This window comes from Lentzea sp. NPDC054927, from assembly GCF_053610285.1.
The window spans coordinates 11,061-29,530 of the sequence record NZ_JBSGXZ010000043.1 but is presented as its reverse complement, the minus strand read 5'-3'; the positions used below and the strand labels follow the sequence as shown (position 1 = coordinate 29,530).

Annotated in this window: 8 protein-coding genes; all 8 read right to left on the bottom strand. The window is 71.7% G+C overall.

Going from position 1 to position 18,470, the window contains the following annotated elements; translation table 11 throughout:
• Nucleotides 1-2: 2 nt before the first annotated feature.
• The 8 genes from ACWGE0_RS37380 to ACWGE0_RS37345 are packed head-to-tail and all read right to left on the bottom strand — an operon-like array spanning nucleotide 3 to nucleotide 18,417.
• Nucleotides 3-3,161, bottom strand: a complete 3,159-nt coding sequence (locus tag ACWGE0_RS37380) for an aminotransferase class III-fold pyridoxal phosphate-dependent enzyme (RefSeq protein ID WP_452265598.1) — start codon at nucleotides 3,159-3,161, stop codon at nucleotides 3-5.
• A 17-nt stretch (nucleotides 3,162-3,178) separates the two neighbouring features.
• A complete protein-coding gene (locus tag ACWGE0_RS37375; protein WP_452265597.1) occupies nucleotides 3,179-5,701 on the bottom strand; it encodes a type I polyketide synthase in 2,523 nt (840 codons plus the stop codon).
• The gene (locus tag ACWGE0_RS37370; protein ID WP_452265596.1) at nucleotides 5,694-7,502 is read right to left on the bottom strand and encodes a condensation domain-containing protein; all 1,809 of its coding nucleotides are present in this window, start codon (nucleotides 7,500-7,502) and stop codon (nucleotides 5,694-5,696) included. Before ACWGE0_RS37370 ends, ACWGE0_RS37375 begins: the two co-directional genes overlap by 8 nt.
• Complete coding sequence (locus ACWGE0_RS37365; protein WP_452265595.1) at nucleotides 7,499-12,832, bottom strand: type I polyketide synthase; 5,334 nt, start codon at nucleotides 12,830-12,832, stop codon at nucleotides 7,499-7,501. Before ACWGE0_RS37365 ends, ACWGE0_RS37370 begins: the two co-directional genes overlap by 4 nt.
• Entirely contained in the window at nucleotides 12,829-13,104 is a 276-nt protein-coding gene (locus ACWGE0_RS37360; protein WP_452265594.1) for an acyl carrier protein, read from the bottom strand. The genes ACWGE0_RS37365 and ACWGE0_RS37360 overlap by 4 nt, the downstream gene beginning before the upstream one ends.
• Before the next feature lie 32 nt (nucleotides 13,105-13,136).
• Nucleotides 13,137-13,877 (bottom strand): SDR family NAD(P)-dependent oxidoreductase, encoded by a 741-nt coding sequence (locus ACWGE0_RS37355; RefSeq protein ID WP_452265593.1) that lies wholly within the window; start codon nucleotides 13,875-13,877, stop codon nucleotides 13,137-13,139.
• A complete protein-coding gene (locus ACWGE0_RS37350; protein ID WP_452265635.1) occupies nucleotides 13,874-15,232 on the bottom strand; it encodes an ANL family adenylate-forming protein in 1,359 nt (452 codons plus the stop codon). The genes ACWGE0_RS37355 and ACWGE0_RS37350 overlap by 4 nt, the downstream gene beginning before the upstream one ends.
• Nucleotides 15,232-18,417 (bottom strand): non-ribosomal peptide synthetase, encoded by a 3,186-nt coding sequence (locus ACWGE0_RS37345; RefSeq protein WP_452265592.1) that lies wholly within the window; start codon nucleotides 18,415-18,417, stop codon nucleotides 15,232-15,234. The genes ACWGE0_RS37350 and ACWGE0_RS37345 overlap by 1 nt, the downstream gene beginning before the upstream one ends.
• Between the last annotated feature and the right edge of the window lie 53 nt (nucleotides 18,418-18,470).

Below are 18,470 nucleotides of genomic sequence, written 5' to 3'. Positions count from 1 at the left end.
AGCTACTCGTGGTTCAGTTCGGCCAGCGGCCGTTCGCCGTCGGCGACCATGGCACCGAGCAGGTTCCGGTAGTGCCGCGGGATGCGCTCGACGAGATCCCGGTCGACGACGTCGGTCGCGACCTCGAAGTCGCACCGGAAGCCGTCCGCGCGCTCGACGATGTTGAGCGCCAGGGGATTGCCGATGTGCCTGATCGGCAACGGGTCGGCCTCCGACACCACGAGCCCGTCCACGGCAGGCACCTCCACCTGGCGGTAGAACGACATCGACGTCGTGAACAGCTCGCCGCGCAGGCCCTCCCCGTGCGGATCGAGCTCCGCGACCAGACTCGCGAACGGGTGGTCCTGATTCTCGAGCCCGATCACCAGCTGCTCCAGCACCTCGGCCACGTAGTCGGCGACCAGGACGTCCGCCGGCCGCCGCACTCGCAGTGGCAACAGGTTCGAGCAGTACCCGACCACCTGGTCCAGCTCCGGCGGGCGCCGGGCGGACGCGACCGGTACGACGACGTCGTCCTGCCCCGTCACCCGGTGCAGCAAGGCACCCCAGGCCGCGACCAGGTAGGCGAACACCGTGACGCCCTCCGCGCGGGCGGCGTCACGCATCCGCGAGCAGAACTCGGGGTCGAGCAGGACGCTGTGCCGCTCCGCCCGGTAGGGGAAGTCCGGCCGCTGCCGGGTCGCAGGCAGTCGCAACGCCGGCGCCTCCTTCAGCAGGGAGTGCCAGTGGTCGCGGTGAGCGGCGGCCGTGGGGCCCGCCGTGACCCGCTCGTGCCAGGCCACGTAGTCGCGGAACTGCGCGGGCCGCGGCAGGTCCGCCCTCGTGCCACGGCACTCGGCGTTGTAGATCGCGACGAGGTCGTCGAGCACGACGCTGTAGGACCAGCCGTCCACCGCCGCGTGGTGCACCGTGATCAGCAGCAGGTGCCGTTGCGGCTCGGTCCGCACAACCGCGACGCGAAACACCCGTCCGTCGAGCCGGGACTCCGCCCAGGTGTCCAGGAACCGCGCGAGGTCGTCCTCGCTCCCACAGGTGTGCTCGATCAGCACGTCGGTCAGCGCGATCTCCGTCGCGGGACGCACGACGAGCGTTTCGCCGTCCTCGCTGAACGTGGTCCGCAGGGTCTCGTGGCGAGCGACGACGCCCCGCACGGCGGCGCGCAGCGCGTCGTGGTCGAGCACGCCGTCGAGCCAGAACCCGATGGACATCTCGAAAGCGAGCGCGTCGCCGCTGTCGAGTGCCAGCAGTTGCCGCTGTGCCAGCGTGCTGCGCGGCACGGTCCGGGTGGGGCCCGTGCGGCTCTCGCCGAGCATCCCGTTGTTCCGAAGCTCCACAACGGACTCGCGCACGGCGGTGCGGATGTGGTCGAGGTCGGCCTGCTCGTGCGCCGTGGACAGGAAGAAGTTGCGCAGCTCCCAGACGAACACGCCGCGGTCGAGCAGGTTGAAGTAGAACGGGTCCATGTTCGTCTCGTGCTCGAACTTGAACATCGAGGAGAACCTGCGCACCTCGATCGGCACGTCCAGCTCGCGGAAGTCGGCGTTCAGCTGATCGACGAACACCTCCGTCTTGTGGTCGAGGTCCCGCTGCAACGCGGGCCCCTCCGCGCGGAGGTGGTCGAGCACCGCCTTGGCCGCCGCCATGGTCAGCGGGTGCTGGTTGAACGTGCCGCCGAAGAAGGTGGATTCCACCGTCGGACCGGAGTCGTCGCCGAAGTTCCACACGCCGCCGTCGATGGAGTCCATGACCCCGCCGCGTCCGGCGATCACGCCGAGCGGCATGCCGCCTCCGACGATCTTGCCGTAGGTGGCCAGGTCGGCCTCGATGCCGTACAGGCCCTGGACGCCGGCCGGATGGCAGCGGAAGCCCGTCACCATTTCGTCGAAGAGGAGCATCGTGCCGTGGTTGCGGGTGATCTCCCGCAGCCTGCGCAGGAAGTCGGGCTTCTGCACGCCGGGGGTGCGCAGCGTCACCGGTTCGGTCAGGACCGCGGCGAGCTCGGAGCCGTGCCGGTCGATGAAGTCGAGTGCCTCGTCCGTGCCGAACTCGAGCACGTGGACGTTCTCCACCGCTCGCGGCGAGACGCCCGGCGCGAGCGGCTTGCTGTGGAAGACGCCGTTCTCGTGCGACGGCACGGCGAGCACGCTGTCGAAATGACCGTGGTACGCGGTGGAGAACACCACGATCTTGTCGCGGCCGGTCGCCGCCCTCGCGAGGCGAACCGCCGTCATGACCGCTTCGGTGCCGCTGTTGAGGAAGGCGACCCGTTCCATGCCGGTGAGCTCGATGATGCCGGCGGCGACGTCTTCGACCAGCTGGGTGCGCGGCCCGAGGCTGAACCCGACGTCCAGCCGCTCGCGCACGGCGTCCGTGATGACCGGCGGATTGTGCCCGAGCAGGTGGACACCGTAGCCGAGGGTGAGGTCGACGTATTCGTTCCCGTCGATGTCCCACAGCCGCGCGCCGCGGCCCTGCTCGGCGACGATCGGGTACAGCATCTCCTTGGTGGAGGGGCGGAAACCGACGGTGGAGCGGCTGTCGGCGATCAGCGGCCGGTACCGCTGGGCGAACTCCTTCGAGCCCTTGGTCCGCGCGCCGAGCCGGTCGGACAGCTCCTTCAGGTAACGGGTGCGCTGCGTCGTCTCCGCGGGACCGGCCGCGCCTGCCCGTGCGCCGGGGGCGAGCGGAACCACCGACCTGGCCTGGACCGGCCGCACGGAGAGTTCGGGCGTGGGTGCGGGTTGGGCTGCCGGTTCGCCGCCTGCCAGCAGTTCGAGCTGGCGTTGCATGACCAGGAGCTGCTCTTTGATCAGGTCCTGCACCGCCGTCGAGGGAACTGCCGCCGCGGGGCGTGCCGCCGGTGCGGGAGCAGGGCTGACAACGGTGGTGGCCACTGGAACGGGCTGTGCTCCCGGCAGCTTGTCGGCCGCAGCGTGCGCGCGCAGGTAACCGGCCAGATCAGCCGGCGTCTGGATGTCACCGAAGAGCTGCCGCAGCGACAGCTTGCAGCTGTACCGGTCTTCCAGCAGCCTCAGCATGCCGAGCAGCGCCATCGAGTCCGCGCCGAGCTCGGTGAACGGGACGGCCGCGCCCAGCCGGCCGGGTTCGACGTCGAAGTAGTCGCCGACGACGGTGACGATCTCTCGGAGCAGTGGCTCCACGGTGTTCTCCTCGTGGTTCATGTCAGCCCGTCCAGCCGTGCCGCCAGGTGGTCGATCGTGGGATTTCTGAGGAGTTCGACCGCCCTCACCCGCACACCGAGCCCCTCCTCGACCCGCTTGGCGAGCCTGACCGCGCGCAGCTCGTCCCCGCCCAGGTCGACGAAGCCGACGTCGTGGCGGTCGACCTCGGTCCCCAGCACCTCCGACCACAGCAACGCCAGCGCCGCCTTCAGCTCCTCGCCGCCCGGCCGCGCGGCAACCGCAGGCTCCGCCGGCGGCGCGATGTGGTGGAACACGCGGTTGAGTGGATGCGCGGGCAGCGGCACACGACAACGCCGCTCGCCGGACCAGTCCGACCAGTCCACCGGCACACCCGCGGTCCACAACTCGGCCGCGGCGGTCAGCAACCTGACAACGGGCGGCAGGTCCGAGTCGCCGCCGATGGGCAGCACCGTCGATCCGGCGAACGCCTCCGCCAGCCGGTCGCCCTCCCACACGTCCCTGGTCCAGTGCAACGGATCGAGGAGCCGCGACTCCGGCAGCTCGCCACCGACCACCGCCGACAGCACCGGAATTCCCGGCACCACCGGCCGCACTTCGGGAGCGTGGTCGAGCAACCCTGCCCGCCACGACAACAGCGCCACGGCATCGGACAGGTCGAACGCACCGGCGAAGCACGCGGCGAGCACTTCGCCGGCCCCCGCCCCTCCGACCGCCACCGGCCGCACGCCGGACTCGGTCCACAGCGTCGCGAGCACCTGGCCCGCGGTCACCTGATCCGTCAGCGGGTCACCGGCGAACCGCCCAGCGATGTCGGCGACGGCCGAGAACGTCGCGGCCAACGCCTCGAACTCCGTTGCCGCGACGTCACCGAACAGGAAGGAGACGGCCGGAACGCTCTCGGCCACCACAGGGCCACACACCGCTCGCGGTCCGGCCACGGCAGCTGCGTCGCCTACGACAACGGCGTCGCGTCGCGCAGTCCTCGCCACAGCGCCACCAGCCCCCGCACGCAAACCCGCCACAGCAGCGGCGGCGTCTTCCACGACCACGGCGGTGCGGTAGGCGTAGCCGCGCCGCCCCTGCCGCAGCGTGAAAGCCACATCGGCGAGATCGGGCGCGTCCGACTCCAGCACGTCGGCCAGCCGCCCTGCCAGCTCCCGCAACGCCGTCTCACTCCTGGCGCTCACCGCGAGCAGCTGCGGGCCGCCCGACGGCGGCCGGTCGGGCAGCACGGGAGCCTCCTCCAGCACGACGTGCGCATTGGTGCCGCCGATGCCGAACGAACTGACGCCCGCTCGCCGCGGGGTGTCGCCGGACGGCCAGGCCATCGGCAGGGTGTTGATGTGGAACGGGCTGCCGGCCAGGTCGATCCGGGGGTTGGGCCGGGTGAAGTACGGGTGACCGGGGATCTCCCCGTGCCGCAACGCCAGCACCGCCTTGATGAAGCCGGTGACACCGGCCGCAGCGGCGAGGTGGCCGACGTTCGCCTTGACCGAGCCGAGGGCGCATTGACCCTGGCGGGCGCCGCCGTCCACGAAGGCCTCGGTCAGCGCGGTGAACTCGACGGGATCGCCCAATGTCGTGGCGGTGCCATGGGCCTCGACGTAGGTGATGGTGTCGCTGTCCACGTCGGCGACGGCCTGCGCCTCGCTGATCACCGCGCGCTGGCCGCTGATGCCGGGGGCGGTGTACCCGATCTTGTCGGAACCGTCGTTGTTGATCGCGGAGCCCTTCACCACCGCGAGGACCTGGTCGCCGTCCTCGATCGCCTCCGCGAGGCGTTTCAGCGCGACGAGCCCTGCCCCGTCACCGAAGGTCGTGCCCGCGCCGTCGGCGTCGAACGGGCGGCACCTCCCGTCCGGGGAGAGGATCATGCCCTCGCTGAAGAAGTAGCCGGGGTAGCTGTTGACGATCACAGAGACACCACCGGCCAGCGCTATGTCGCACTCGCCGGAGAGCAGGCTCTGCACCGCCATGTGCACGGCGACCAGCGATGTCGAACACGCGGTCTGCACGTTGACGCTCGGGCCCCTGAGGCCGAGCTTGTAGGAGATCCTGGTGGTCAGGTAGTCCTTGTCGTTGGCGATCATGAGCTCGGTGCCGTGGTAGCCGAGCGGGTCGCAGGCGCGGGCCACCGCGTTGGTCAGGTACGTGTTCATCGACGCGCCGGCGAAGACGCCGATGGCCTGATCGTCCGCTCCGCCCGAGTAGCCGATGGTCTCGAGCAGCTCCCACGCGACCTCGAGCAGGATCCGCTGCTGCGGGTCCAGCAGCTTCGCCTCGCGCTGGGTGTAACCGAAGAACTCGTGATCGAAGTCGAACGCGTCCGGCAGGATCGGCGCGCGCCTGACGTAGGCGCGATCCTTCAGCACCCGTTCCGGTGCCCCTGCCGCGGCGAGCTCGGCCTCGGTGAAGTCCGTCAGCATGTCGTCACCGGCACGCAGCCTGCGCCAGAACCGGGCCACGTCCGGCGCACCGGGGAAGCGGCCGCACATCCCGATCACGGCCACGTCGTTCGCCCGGATCTCGTCAGACATCCGCACCCCCGTCGGTGCGGTTGCGCTCCCGCGCGCGCAGCCGGGCGCTGCGGGCGGTTCCGTCGGCCAGCTGCGCCCGCCGGCTCGACGCCCGGCCGCGGCTGGGACCCGCGGCGGCGACGGCGGTCTGGCCGAGGCGCCTCGCCAGGCTCGCCACGGTCGGGTAGCGGAACAGTTCGTTCACCGTCAGGTCCGCGGCCTCGGCGGCGAGCAGCTCGTGCACCCGCATCAGCAACATGGAGTTGCCGCCGAGGTCGAAGAAGTTGTCGTCGCGCCCGATGCCCTCGCGCCCGAGCACCTGCCGCCAGGCAGCGACCACCCGCCGTTCGTGGGCGACCGCGGCCGCGCCACCACCCGCGCTGACGACCTCGCGAACCGGAGCGGTGCCGCCGGGCTCGACCTCGACGGCCATCGGCAGGTCCGCCACGCCGCGGCCGGGGTCCGCGAGCGCGGACCCGAGCAGCGCCAGGTAGTTGCCGATCACGCCACGGGCCGCCGCCGCGGAGAAGACGGACTTCCGGTACTTGAGCAGCCCGACGAGCCGGTCGCCGTCGTGGACGACCTCCAGCACGAGCTCCAGCTGGTCGTCCTGCTGGTCCAGCCGGTACGGCACGGCGGTCAGCCCGGCCCAGCCGACGCCGGCCGCACCCTCGTCGGCCACGTACAGCCCCGCCAGCGCCGGGTACCTGCTGGGTTTCTGATAGCTGAACATCGCCTGGAAGACCGGGTTGCGGTCGTCCACCCTGCGCGGCGCCAGCTCGCTGACCAGTAGCTCGAACGGGTAGTCCTGGTGCTCCAGCGCCGCCACGACCGTCGTGCGGGTCCTGCCGAGCTGCTCGCGGAAGGACACCGCGTCGCTCAGGTCTGCCCGTAGCACGACGGGGTTGACGAAGTTCCCCACGCACCCGGCCAGCGACGGGTCGGTCCGGCCGGCGAACGGACTGCCCACCAGCACGTCCCGCTGCCCGGTGTAGCGGCTGACGAGGACCTGGAAAGCGGTCAGCAGCACGGAATAAGGCGTGGCCCTCTCGTCCTTGGCCAGCGCCAGCACGCCGTCGGTGAGCTCGGCGGACATGCCGAACACGATCGACCCGCCCTCGGTCGTGTCCGCGGGATCGAGCTCGAACCGGGGCCACCGCGCGGGCTCCAGCCGGCCGGAGAGCTGGGTGTGCCAGTAGGAGCGCGCCCTGCCACCCTTCTCGCCGTCGATCAGCGCGCGCTGGTAGGTGACGAAGTCGCTGTACGGCAGGTTCTGTCCAGGCAACTGCGCCAAGCGTCGTTCGACTTCCGCGAGGTAGAGCTGTTCCAGCTCCCCCACGATGACGCTCAACGACCAGAAGTCGCACACCACGTGGTGCAGGGCCAGCAGGACGACGGCCTCGCCCGGCGCCACCACGTACGTCCGCACCCGCACCAGTGGCCCGGTGGCGAGGTCGAACGGCTCGCGGTAAGCCGAGCGCACCGCGTCCTCGACCTGCTGCTCGCTCCACGCACCGGCGTCCAGCTCCGCGAAGCCTGGTTCGAGCCACCCGTGGACCGTCTGGCTCTCGCGGCCGAACGTGGTGCGCAGGGCCGCGTGCCGTCCGACGAGCGACTGGACCGCGGCGTGCAGCGCCGTGGAGTCGAACCCGCCGGTGAACCGCGCGGTGAACGCGACGTTGTAGGACGCGCTGTCCGGGTTCATCCGGTGCAGCAACAACAACGGGCGCTGGGCGTACGAGAGCGGGTGCTCGGTCCGTGCCTGAACCGCGCGCGATCGGAGCGCCGCCTCCAGCCTCTTGCGGATGTCGTAGTCGGTCATGAGATCCCGTCCCGATCGGCCAGCCAGGGCAGCAACGCCTGGATCTGGTCCTCAGTCAGTGAGTCGAGGTCGGCCAGCAGTCGTTCCGCCTCCTCCGGCGAGAAAGCGGCGGCCGGCGCCACGACGGGCTCGGCCGGTGAGGCCGGTGCGTCCAGGGCCATGCGGTCGGACAGCTCGTCGACGAGCAGGCGCAGTGCCTTGCCCTCGAGCAGGCCGGTGAGCGGCAGGTCGACGTCCAGATCACGGAAGATCTGGCCCCGCACCTCGACCGCCAGCAGCGAATCGAGCCCCGCCTCCTGCAACGAGAGGTCCTCCACGACGGCGGACTCGGCCATGCCCAGGCGGGTGGCCAGCATGCCGCGCAGGTAGTCGAGCACCAGCTCGCGGCGGTGTTCCCAGGTCGCGCCGAGCCAATCCCGCCGCAGCCGCCGGACCGGCTCCGCTCCTTCCGGCGCACCCGGCTCCTGGGCCGCGCCGACGGCCCTCCCGCCGGGGAACCTGGCCAGATAGCGGGACCAGTCCACGGAGAAGACGCCGTACTGACCGCCGGGCCCAGCCACGAGCCGGTCGAGAGCGGCGAAGGCCGGATCGGACGCCAGCGGCGTGAACCCGCCGTCCAGCACCCTGGCCCGCAGGCGCTCGCTCAGCCGGGCCACCATGCCCGCCTCCCACGGTCCCCAGGCGACGCTGAGCGCCTGCAGCCCCAGCCCTCGCCGGTAGTGGGCGAGCCCGTCGAGGAACGCGTTGGCCGCCGCGTAGTGGGCCTGCCCCGGCGCGCCGAGCAGCGCGGTCGTCGAGGAGAACAGGATGAAGTTCTCCAGATCGAGCCCCAGGGTGGCGCGGTGCAGGTGCCAGCCGCCGGTCACCTTCGGGTCGAGCACCGGCTCGAAGCGGTCCCAGCCGAGCCGCGGCAGCACCGCGTCGTCGAGCACGCCGGCGGCGTGGACGACGCCCTTGAGGCCTCCCCACTCCCGTTGTGCGCGCTCGACCACCTGCTCGACCGCGACCCCGTCCGTCACGTCCAGGGCGGCCAAGCTGACCTTCATCCCGGACCGCTCCAGTTCGCGAACCTCGTCCCGTGCCTCGGTGGCCCGGCGCGAGGCGAGCACGACGTGGCGCACGCCGCGCTGGAACAGCCACGCCGCGGTGCGCAGACCGAGTGCACCGGTCCCACCGGTGATCAGATAGCACCCGTCCGCGCTGAACCGGCGCGGACGTGCCGTCAGCGTCGAATCGCGGCGCAGCACCGGCCGGTAGCTCCGGCCGTCCCGGATCGCGATCTCGGCACCGTGCGACTCCGGCAGCAGACGCAGCGCGCCGGAGACGTCCCGCGGATCCACGTCGAACAGCCGCACGCCGAGCTGCGGCACTTCCAGCGCGGCACTGCGGCCGAGGCCCCACAGCATCGACCCGTGCGGATCACCGACCTCCGCCGGCTCGCGCACCGCCACCGCCCCGCGGGTCAGCAGCACCACGGAATCCGGTGCCCAGCCGACCTTCTCGACGGCCTGCACGAGTGCGGGCACGCTGCCGCACGCCGTGCGCGTGTCCCGCGCGTCCAGGCCGAGGCAGTGCAGCACGCTCGCGGGCCCGGTCTCGCGCAGCAACCGCGTTACCTGGCCGGCGTCGGCGGGGTCCAGCTCGTACCGGCCGTCGTCGTGGCGGGCGAAGGCAGGGCCCACCTCGGCGATCACGCACCTGCCGCCGTGCGCCTCCAGTGCAGTCACCGCGTGCCGCCAGTTCCCCTGGCGGTCGCCGAGCACGATCCACGGTCCCGCGACGGGCGTGCCGGCGGTCGCCTCGACCGGTTCCCACTCGTCGGCGTAGATCGCGGCTGCCGGCGAACGGAACGACACGGCCCGCAGTTCCAGGCCGAAGAGCTCCAGCAGCGGGATGCCGTCGTGATCGACCAGCGACACGTCCGCCACCGCCCGCGCGCCGTCGGCTCCGCGATGCCGGATGAGCGCGACACCGGACGTCACCGCGTGCCGGGACGCGTGGAACACGGCCCGCTCGATCCGGAACGGCAGCAGCACGCCGTCCTCCCGCGCCTGCCTGACGATCCGCGCCGCGATGGCCAGCTGGACGCAGGAGTCGAGCAGCGCCATCGTCCGCTCGCGCGGCGAGCCGGCCGCGAACGTGAGGTCGCCGGTGCTGTCCTCGCCGTCCAGGCGCAGCTGGTCGATCCACTGGAACGCGGGCCCGAACCGGAAGCCGGCACTGTCGAACCGCGGATAAAGATCAACGGGGGAAACCGGTGTGCCCGCGCGGTAGGCCGGCAGATCAGCCGGCCGTGCGGGAACGTCGGCCTGCTGGATCCGTCCTTCCGCATGCACCTGCCACGACTCGTCGGCGAGCGGGTCGGCGCCCTCCGCCAGGCCGAGCGACTGCGCGACGAACCTGCCGTCCCCCGCCGGCGTCAGCACGAGCTGGACGACGCGGTCCGACTCGCCGACTTCCAGCGCTCGCGGGAAGACCAGGTCCTCGACGACCGCGGCCGACTCAGCGGCGACGGCCTCCACCAGGCAGGCGGTGTGGTACGCCCCTGGCACGACGAGACGGCCGGCGATCTCGTGGTCGGCGAGCACCCGCGGCGCCGTCGCGGCCACCGTGGTCTCGTACCGCCGCTGCACGGCCTGCGGCAGGGCGAGCCGGGTCAGTTCGGGCAGATCGCGGACCGGTCGCACCTCGGCGCGCGGCGGCCCCGCCGCGATCCAGTGCCGGGTCCGCGCAAAGGGGTACAGCGGGGCGGGCACCTTGCTCGCGTGCAACGGCGCGTAGTAGGCCTCCCAGTCGACCGGCACCCCGGCCCGTTCCAGGCGGGCCAGGTGCGCGAGCACGCCGGCCAGATCCGGATTCCTGGGTGCCAGCCCCGGCAGCAGGACGACTTCACCGACGGCCTGGGCGCGCCCGGCGGTGGTGAGTGCCCGGCCGGGCCCCACCTCGACGAACACCGTGCAGCCGCCGGCGAGCAGCTCGCCGAGGCCGGCCGCGAACCTCACCGGCGAGGTGAGCTGACCTCCCCAGTACCGCGGACCGAGCTCGGCGCCGCGCGACCACGTGCCGGTCAGGTTCAGCGCCATCGGCACGGTGGGCGGCCGGTGATCGATCCGATCAGCCGCCGCGACCAGACCCGGCACGGCGTCCGCGACCAGCGGCGAGTGGAAGGCGTGCGTGGTCTCCAGGGGGATCGTCCCCCATCCGCGCCGACCGAACTCCATCTCCAGTTCGGTCATCGCGGCGTCCGTGCCGGAGACCGTGATCCGTTCCGGCGCGTTGTACGCGGCGACTGCGGCGGCACCGCCTCGGGCGTCGACGAGTCGCTCCAGCTCGGCCACGTCGGTGCAGCCGACGGCGACCATCCGGCCGTTGCCCTCGACGGCCGCGAAGGCACGACCGCGCGCGCAGACCAGTTCGAGTCCTTCCTCGACGCCGAACACACCGGCCACGCAGGCCGCCGCGTACTCACCGAGGCTGTGACCCACCACCGCGTCCGGCACCACGCCGCACGATGCCCAGAACTCCGCCAGCGCGACCTGGAGGAGGAAGACCGCCGGCTGGAGCAGGTCGGCCCGCGCCTGTGCCGCCTGGTCCGCGTACACGTCGAGCGGAGAGGTTCCGGTGAGGCGGTGGAACGTCTCCGCGTGCCGGTCGACCGCCGCGCGGAACGCCGGGTGGTCGCGGTACAGCTCGACGCCCATGCCGGCGTACTCGGAGCTCTGCCCGGAGAAGAGGAACCCGACCCTGGGCGTGGTGCGCGCGGCTTCGCCCGCGTCCGCCTGCCCGGTTCCGTCCCGCAGCCACGACTCGATGCGCTCGGCCGCCCCGTGCTCGCTGTCGGCGAGCACGCTCACCTGGTGCCGCAACGCCCGCCGGCCGGCGTGGCTGGTGCGGGCCAGGTCCGTCAGCCCGGCACCCGGCTCGCGCAGGCGGCTCGCCCACCTCGACGCCAGTTCCCGCAACGCGTCCGCGCTCTTCGCGCTGATCGTCACGAGGTCGTGGCCAGGGCGCCGGTCCGCCCGCGTGCGTTCCGGTGCCTGCTCGAGCACCGCGAACGCGTTGGTACCGCCGATGCCCAGCGAGTTGACCGCCGCCCGGCGCGGGGATCCCGCCATGGGCAACGACTCCGCGTTGACGAACAGGCCCGTCTCGTCGAGCTTCAGCCTGGGGTGCGGCGCCGTGAAGTACGGGCTCGGCGGGATCCGGCCGGAGTGCAGCGCCAGCGCGGCCTTGATCAGGCCCGCGATGCCCGACGCCGCCTCCATGTGCCCGATCAGCGCCTTCACCGAGCCGATGGCGGTGGGAGCATCCCTGCCGAAGATCTTCTTCAGCGCGCCGACCTCGGTGGGATCACCGAGCGGCACGCCGGTGCCGTGCGCCTCGACGTAGCCGATCGTGGCCGGGTCGACGCCGGCGACGGCCAGCGCCCGGCGCATCGCGGCCAGCTGGCCGGGCTGGCTGGCGGCGCCGTAGCTCGACTTGCCGCCGCCGTCGTTGTTGATCGCGGTGCCGAGGATGGTGGCGTGGACGGTGTCGCCGTCACGCAACGCGTCGGCGAGCGGCTTGAGCACGACGGCACCGACTCCGCTGCCGAAGATCGTGCCCTGCGCGCTGACGTCGAACGGGCGGCAACGGCCGTCCGCCGACAGGATGCCGCCCCTGCGGTACCAGTACCCGGCGGTGTGCGGCAGCCGGATGTTCACACCGCCCGCCACCGCCGCCTCGCACTCACCGCGCAGCAGGCTCTGCACGGCGAGGTGCACCGCGACCAGCGAGGTGGAGCACGCCGTCTGCACCGTCAGACTGGGCCCGGTCAGGTTGAGCTTGTACGACACCCGCGTGGCGAGGAAGTCCTTGTCGGACCCGAGCTGCTCGAGCGAGGCCGTCGGGTCCTCCAGCCGACCAGAGCTGCCCAGCACGTCCGGCAGGTAGCTGGTGAGCACTCCGCCGCTGCCCGCGAAGACGCCGACGTTCGCCCCCGCTCCCGCCGGCGGGCGCAGACCCGCGTGCTCGAGCGCGTGCCAGCACGTCTCCAGGAAGATCCGGTGCTGCGGGTCCATCACGGCGGCCTCGCGGCCGGAGACGTCGAAGAAGGCCGCGTCGAAGAGGTCGACGTCGTCGATCGACGCGAGAGCCCTGACGTAGTCGGGGTTTCCGAGCCACTCGCGGTCCACCCCGCCGTCGAGCAGCTCCTCCTCGCCGAGGCCGCGGATCGACTCGCGACCGGTCAGCACCGCGTCCCGGAACTCGTCCAGGTCCGCGGCTCCCGGGAAGCGCGCGGCCATGCCGACGATGGCGATCGGGCCCCCGCCCGAGTGCGGCAGGGTCATGACGACTCGACCGCGCCGAGCCTGGGCCGCACGACCGGGTCGTACGCGTCGAGCAGGTCACCGACGGTGCGCACGCCCGTGATGGGCACCTCGTCGGAGAACGGGTCGGCGTCGAGTTCCAGTTCCAGCACGGCGACGAGCCGGGCGAGGTGCAGCGACTCCAGCCCGAGCTGGTCGACGAGGAGCTGGTCGGGATCCAGGTGCTCGACCGGCCCCGCCACCTCGTTCACGATCTCGAGCAGAGCGGCCATGACCGTCTCGCGCCTGTTCATTCGAATCACACTCCCGTTCGTGGTCGCGAGGCTCAGCAGGTGTAGCCGCCGTCGACAGTGATGGTCTGGCCGGTGATGAAGCTCGCCGCGGGTGAGGTGAGGAACCGGACGACACCGAGCACGTCAGCCACCGTGCCGATCCGGCCCAGCGGTGTCCTGCGCACGATGCGGCGGAGCTGGTCCTCGCCGATCCCGGAGGTCATGTCGCTGTCGAAGTAGCCGGGGGCGACGCTGACCACCCGGACCCCGGCGGGACCGACCTCCTTGGCCAGGCCGCGGGTCAGCCCGTCGAGCGCGGCCTTCGCGGCGCCGTACACCGCCACACCGGTCTGCCCGCGCAGCGCGTTGATCGACGACAGGTTGATCACCACACCGGTCCTGCGGGCGAGCATCGGCTTCAGGCAGGCCCTGGTGAGCAGCACCGGCAGCGTCAGGTTGGTGCGCAGCGCGGCGTCGATCGCCGCCGCCGAGGTCAGCGTCAGCAGACCTTCCAGCCCCACGGCCGCGTTGTTGACCAGCACGTCGATGCGGCGATGGCGGCGCACGGCCGCGCGCACGAACTCCTCGACCGCGTCGGCGTCCGTGCCGTCGACCGCGGACCAGGACAGGGCACCGGTCGACTCGCGCAGGGCGGCCAGTTCGGCGGACTCGCTGCGGCTGAAGGTCTCCACCCGGTAGCCGCGCTCCAGGAAGTCCGTGACGAGGGCCAGTCCCAGGCCGCGGCTGCCACCGCTGACGACCGCGACCGGACGCTGATCCACCGGGGTGTTCACCCGGCACCTCCCGTTCGCTTGAAGCGCTCGCCGTGCAACGGCACGTCCGAGACGGTGATGACCGCGGGAACCTTGTGCGGTGGGAGGTGTTCGGCGCAGAACTGGCGCAGCCGCTTGTTCAGCGCACGCCGTTCCTCCGGTTCGACCACCTCGACGACGGCCGTGACGATGTGCCCGGTGACCGCGTTCGGGCGTCCGGTCACGACGACGTCCCGGACGTTGCCCGCTTCGAGCAGCACGTTCTCGACCTCGGCCGGTGACACCTTCTCGCCACCGACGTTGATCAGTGCGGAGAGCCGTCCCAGCACGCGCAGCGTTCCGTCCTCCGCCACGACGACCGCGTCACCGGTGTCGAGCCAGCCCTCCTCGTCGAACGGGCTGGGTGCGTTGAGGTACCCGAGCATCGCGCTCGGCGACTTGATCCAGAGCACCCCGTCGCGCACCTCGGTGCGGAACCCGTGCCCGCCGACGTCCATCCGCAGCGAGTCCGACGAGACGGAACGCGTGGGCAGGATGCCGGTCTCGGTGAGGCCGTAGGTCTGCTTGAAACGCACGTGCGGGAACACCTTCGCCGCGTGCGCGAGCGTGACCTCCCGCATCGGCTCGGTGCCGTAGGTGATCAGTTCGAGCGAGGACAGGTCGTGGTCCCGGTGGGCGCCGGAGAGCAGCAGCATGTTGAGGAACGTCGGCGTTGTCGGCAGCACCTCGACGCGGTGCCGTGCGATGGCCTCGCAGGCGTGCTTCGGCGTGCGGTGCGGCTCGGTGACCACCGTGCCGCCGGCGACGAGCGTGCGGAACAACGTGTTGACGCCGCCGATGTGGTCGAGCGCCATGAACTGCAGCGTCCGCCGGGGCCTCGCCGGCGCGCCGGCGAAACCGTCGAACAGCCGCGGCAACGAGAGCAGGGCCGCCTTGCTCTCACCGGTCGTACCGGAGGAGAACAGCACCAGGCCGGCCTCGCCCGATTCGGCGAGCTTCGCCAGCAGGTCCGGCGCCGGCCCGTCGGGTGCCGCGATCTGCTCGACCGTCCACTCGCCGCCACCGGTGAACTCGACGACCCTGGTCACGTGCGCGGTCGCGATCCGGCGCGCCCGCTCCTGCGCGGGTGGATCGTTGGGGGCGAAGGGAACCACGACACCGCCGCGGACAGCGAGCGCCGTGAAGAGCGCGACCACGTCCGGCGAGATGTTCCCGACGACCGCCACGACCTCGCCGGCCGCCACCCCGAGCCGATCCAGCTCGGTCAGCCAGCCGGTGGTCCGCTCGGCGAGCTCGGCGTGGGTGACGCTGCCCTCGTGCCCTGCCATCGCCTCGGCGCCGCCCTGCTCCCGCAGTCGCGCCGGCAGCCACTCCATCACCGGTTCTCCCTCCTGCGCAGCGCGGGCCGCGGCGCGCTGTCCCGCGCACCGAGCCGCGCCGCGACGTCCCTGATCGACCGCGACTCGAAGATCGTCCGGATGCCCAGCTCACGGCCGAACGCGGAGCGCACCCTGCTGATGACCGTCATGGCGAGCAGCGAGTTGCCGCCCAGGTCGAAGAAGTTGTCGTCGAGGCGGACCCGCGCCACGCCGACCACTTCGGCCACGATCTCGCACAGCAGCCGTTCCTGAGGGTCGGCGGGTGTCGTGCGGTCCTGGTCCGCGTCCGGCTCCTGGCTCTGCGGCCTGATCGCCGCGAGTGCCCTGCGGTCCAGCTTTCCGTTGGGGGTGACGGGAAAGCCGTCGAGCACCTCCACCCGGTCCGGCAGCAGCGGTGCCGGGAGCTTGCCTCGCAGGAACTCCCGCACGGCGGAGAACGTCAGCCCGTCGCGGCCCTCCTCGCCAGGCACGACGAAGGCGACCAGCCGCGCCATCCGCGTGCCCGCGTCGGTGGCGATGACCGCCGCACGGGCGACGGCGGGGTGCCCCTCCAGCACGGCCTCCAGCTCGCCGGGCTCGACCCGCAGACCGCGGACCTTGACCTGGTCGTCGCGGCGGCCCCAGAACTCCAGCTGTCCGTCCGGGCGCAACCTGCCCATGTCGCCGGTGCGGTACATGCGCTGCCCGGGAACATCGCTGAACGGGTCGGCGACGAACCGCTCGCTGGTGAACCCGGGCTGTCCCGCATATCCCTGGGCCACACCGAGTCCACCGACGCAGATCTCCCCGATGAACGTCGGCGGCAGCAACTGGAGCTGGTCGTCGACGACGTAGAGCCGGGACGTGCCGGCGGCGCGCCCCGCCACCTGCTGTGCGTGCTCGCGGATCTCCACCATGGTCGACTCGACGGTGCACTCGGTGACGCCGTAGGTGTTGAACGCGAGCAGCCCCGGCTGGTCGCGCAGCCGCTGCCACAACCGGTCGGACGCGCTTTCACCACCGATGACCAGGAGCACTGGCGGATGCGGCACCTCGAGCAGGCCCGCGTCGACCAGGACCTCCATCTGGCTGCTGCTGCAGTCGAGCACGTCGATCGCCGACTCGGGGTCGCCGCCGCGGGCGAGGAGCCGGAACGGATCCATCCGCTCCTCCTCGTCGATCAGCAGCAGCCGATGCCCGAAGGCGACCATGCCCAGGCACTGGTTGATGAACGCGTCGAAGGTCAGGGAGCTCAGGCCACCGATGTTGTGCTGACGGCCTTCCGGCAGCCGTGCGTACATCGGCGCCAGCTGGGTGGTGGCGAGCGCGACCAGGCCGGCCTGGTCGACGACCACGCCTTTCGGCTTTCCGGTGGAACCCGAGGTGAAGACCACGTAGGCCGGTGCGGTGCCAGGGCGGCCGACCGCCACCGGTTCGGCCGCCCCTGTCCGCAGCACGGCCGCGGAAACCGTTGCCACGTCGGGGAAAGACTCGTCCGCGACCACCAGCACGGCGCCCGCCTCCCGCAGGAGCACGCGACGGCGGCTCTCCGGCTGCTGCCGGTCCAGCAACAGGAACGCGCCGCCCGCGCACCAGGTGGCGAGCATCGTCACGATCAGGTCGGCGCGCCTGGGCAGGCAGATACCCACCACAGTGCCGGTCCGCACACCGCGCGCCCGCAGACCGGCGGCCGTCGCGCGGGCCCTGCTCGCCAGTTCGGCGAAGGTGAGTCGCTCCCCCTGAGCGCTGACCGCCACACGATCCGGCGCGGCCGCGGCCGTCCGTTCGAACAGCTCCCAGACCGACGTGCGATCCGTTGGGCTGTAACCGGTTTCGCCCTCGCCGAGCTCGAGCGTGTCCGCCAGCGCCTCCTGGTCGAGCAGCGGAACGCTGCCGAGCGGGACGTCGGGTGCCGTGGTGAGTGAGCGGAGCAGGCTCGGATAGGCCTCGGCCAGCCGTCGCACGGCCGCCTCGGAGAACCGCTGGCGGTCGTACTCGACGGTGATCGCGACCTCGCCCGCGACCTGCAGCACGTCCAGTGACAGGTCGAACTGGAGGCCGGACAGGTCCGCGGGGTCCGGCAGGGACCGCACCTGGAGACCTTCGAGCGCCCAGGAGTCGTTCATGTCCACCGAGCCGTAGCCGATGGCGGCCTGGAACAGAGGGTTGCGATCGGCGTCCCGCTGAGGAGCCAGCGCGTCCACCACCGCCTCGAACGGCACGTCCTGGTAGTCCAGCGCGTCGTGCACGATGTCGCTCACCCGGTCGAGGAACTGACCGAAGGTCTGCGTGGGCGCGACCTGGCAGCGCAGCACCACCGTGTTGGCGAAGAACCCGATCGTTCCGAAGAGCGACGAGTGCGGCCGGCCGAACACCTGTGTGCCGATCGCGATGTCCCGCGCGCCGGTCCAGCGCTGCAGCAGAACGAAGTACACCGCGAGCATGCCGGTGAACGTGGTGACCCCACGATCCCGGCAGAACGCCTCGAACTCCTTCAGCGTGTTCTCGGCGACGACGACGGGCAACCGCGAACCGACTGTCCCGTCAGGACTTCCCGTGCTGTCCTCCGGCAACCGAGCCGGCTCCAGACCCGCCAGCCGGCCGAGCCAGTGATCCAGGCCGGCCTGATCCACCTCGGAGCTGTTCGCCGCCAGGAAGTCGGAGTACTGCGCGGCCGGTTCCGCGAGTTCGGGCGCGTCCGGGTCGGCGTAGGCGAGCCGGAGCTCCTCGGCGAACACCTGCGCGGAGATCTCGTCGATGATGATGTGGTGGAACACGAAGGCCACCAGGTGCAGCCCTGGCGCGACCCGCACCACACCCGCTCGCCACAACGGCCCTGACGCGATGTCGAACGGACGGTCGAGGAGTTGCCGAGCCCGCGCTTCCGCCCACTCGCGGCGCTCGTCCGGCGAATCCCCTCCGGCCGGCACGACGTCGATCCGGATCGGTTCGGCGTCGTCGTGCACCACCTGGAACACGGCACCGCCACGCTCCACAAAGGTGGAACGCAGCGCCTCGTGCCTGTCCCGCAGCACTTCGAGCGCACGTCGTAGCTGCTCGACCGCGAGCTCCCCGCTGACTTCGAGCACGGTGCCCCAGGCGTCAGCGCTGTTGCCCGGCCGCAGCATCGACGAGAAGTACATCCTGCGCTGCGCGGACGAGGCGGGAACCAGACGCGAATCCGCGTGACGCACTGCAGGCACGAAACCCCCTGACGTTCCGCCATGCCCCCGGCCCGGCGATCTCCTTCCAGGGT

Bases quoted from the DNA above. Each gene is read 5' to 3' on its own strand.
- ACWGE0_RS37375 (WP_452265597.1), bottom strand. From the start codon at position 5,701: ATGTCTGACGAGATCCGGGCGAACGACGTGGCCGTGATCGGGATGTGC.
- ACWGE0_RS37370 (WP_452265596.1), bottom strand. From the start codon at position 7,502: ATGACCGACTACGACATCCGCAAGAGGCTGGAGGCGGCGCTCCGATCG.
- ACWGE0_RS37365 (WP_452265595.1), bottom strand. From the start codon at position 12,832: ATGACCCTGCCGCACTCGGGCGGGGGCCCGATCGCCATCGTCGGCATG.
- ACWGE0_RS37360 (WP_452265594.1), bottom strand. From the start codon at position 13,104: ATGAACAGGCGCGAGACGGTCATGGCCGCTCTGCTCGAGATCGTGAAC.
- ACWGE0_RS37350 (WP_452265635.1), bottom strand. From the start codon at position 15,232: ATGGAGTGGCTGCCGGCGCGACTGCGGGAGCAGGGCGGCGCCGAGGCG.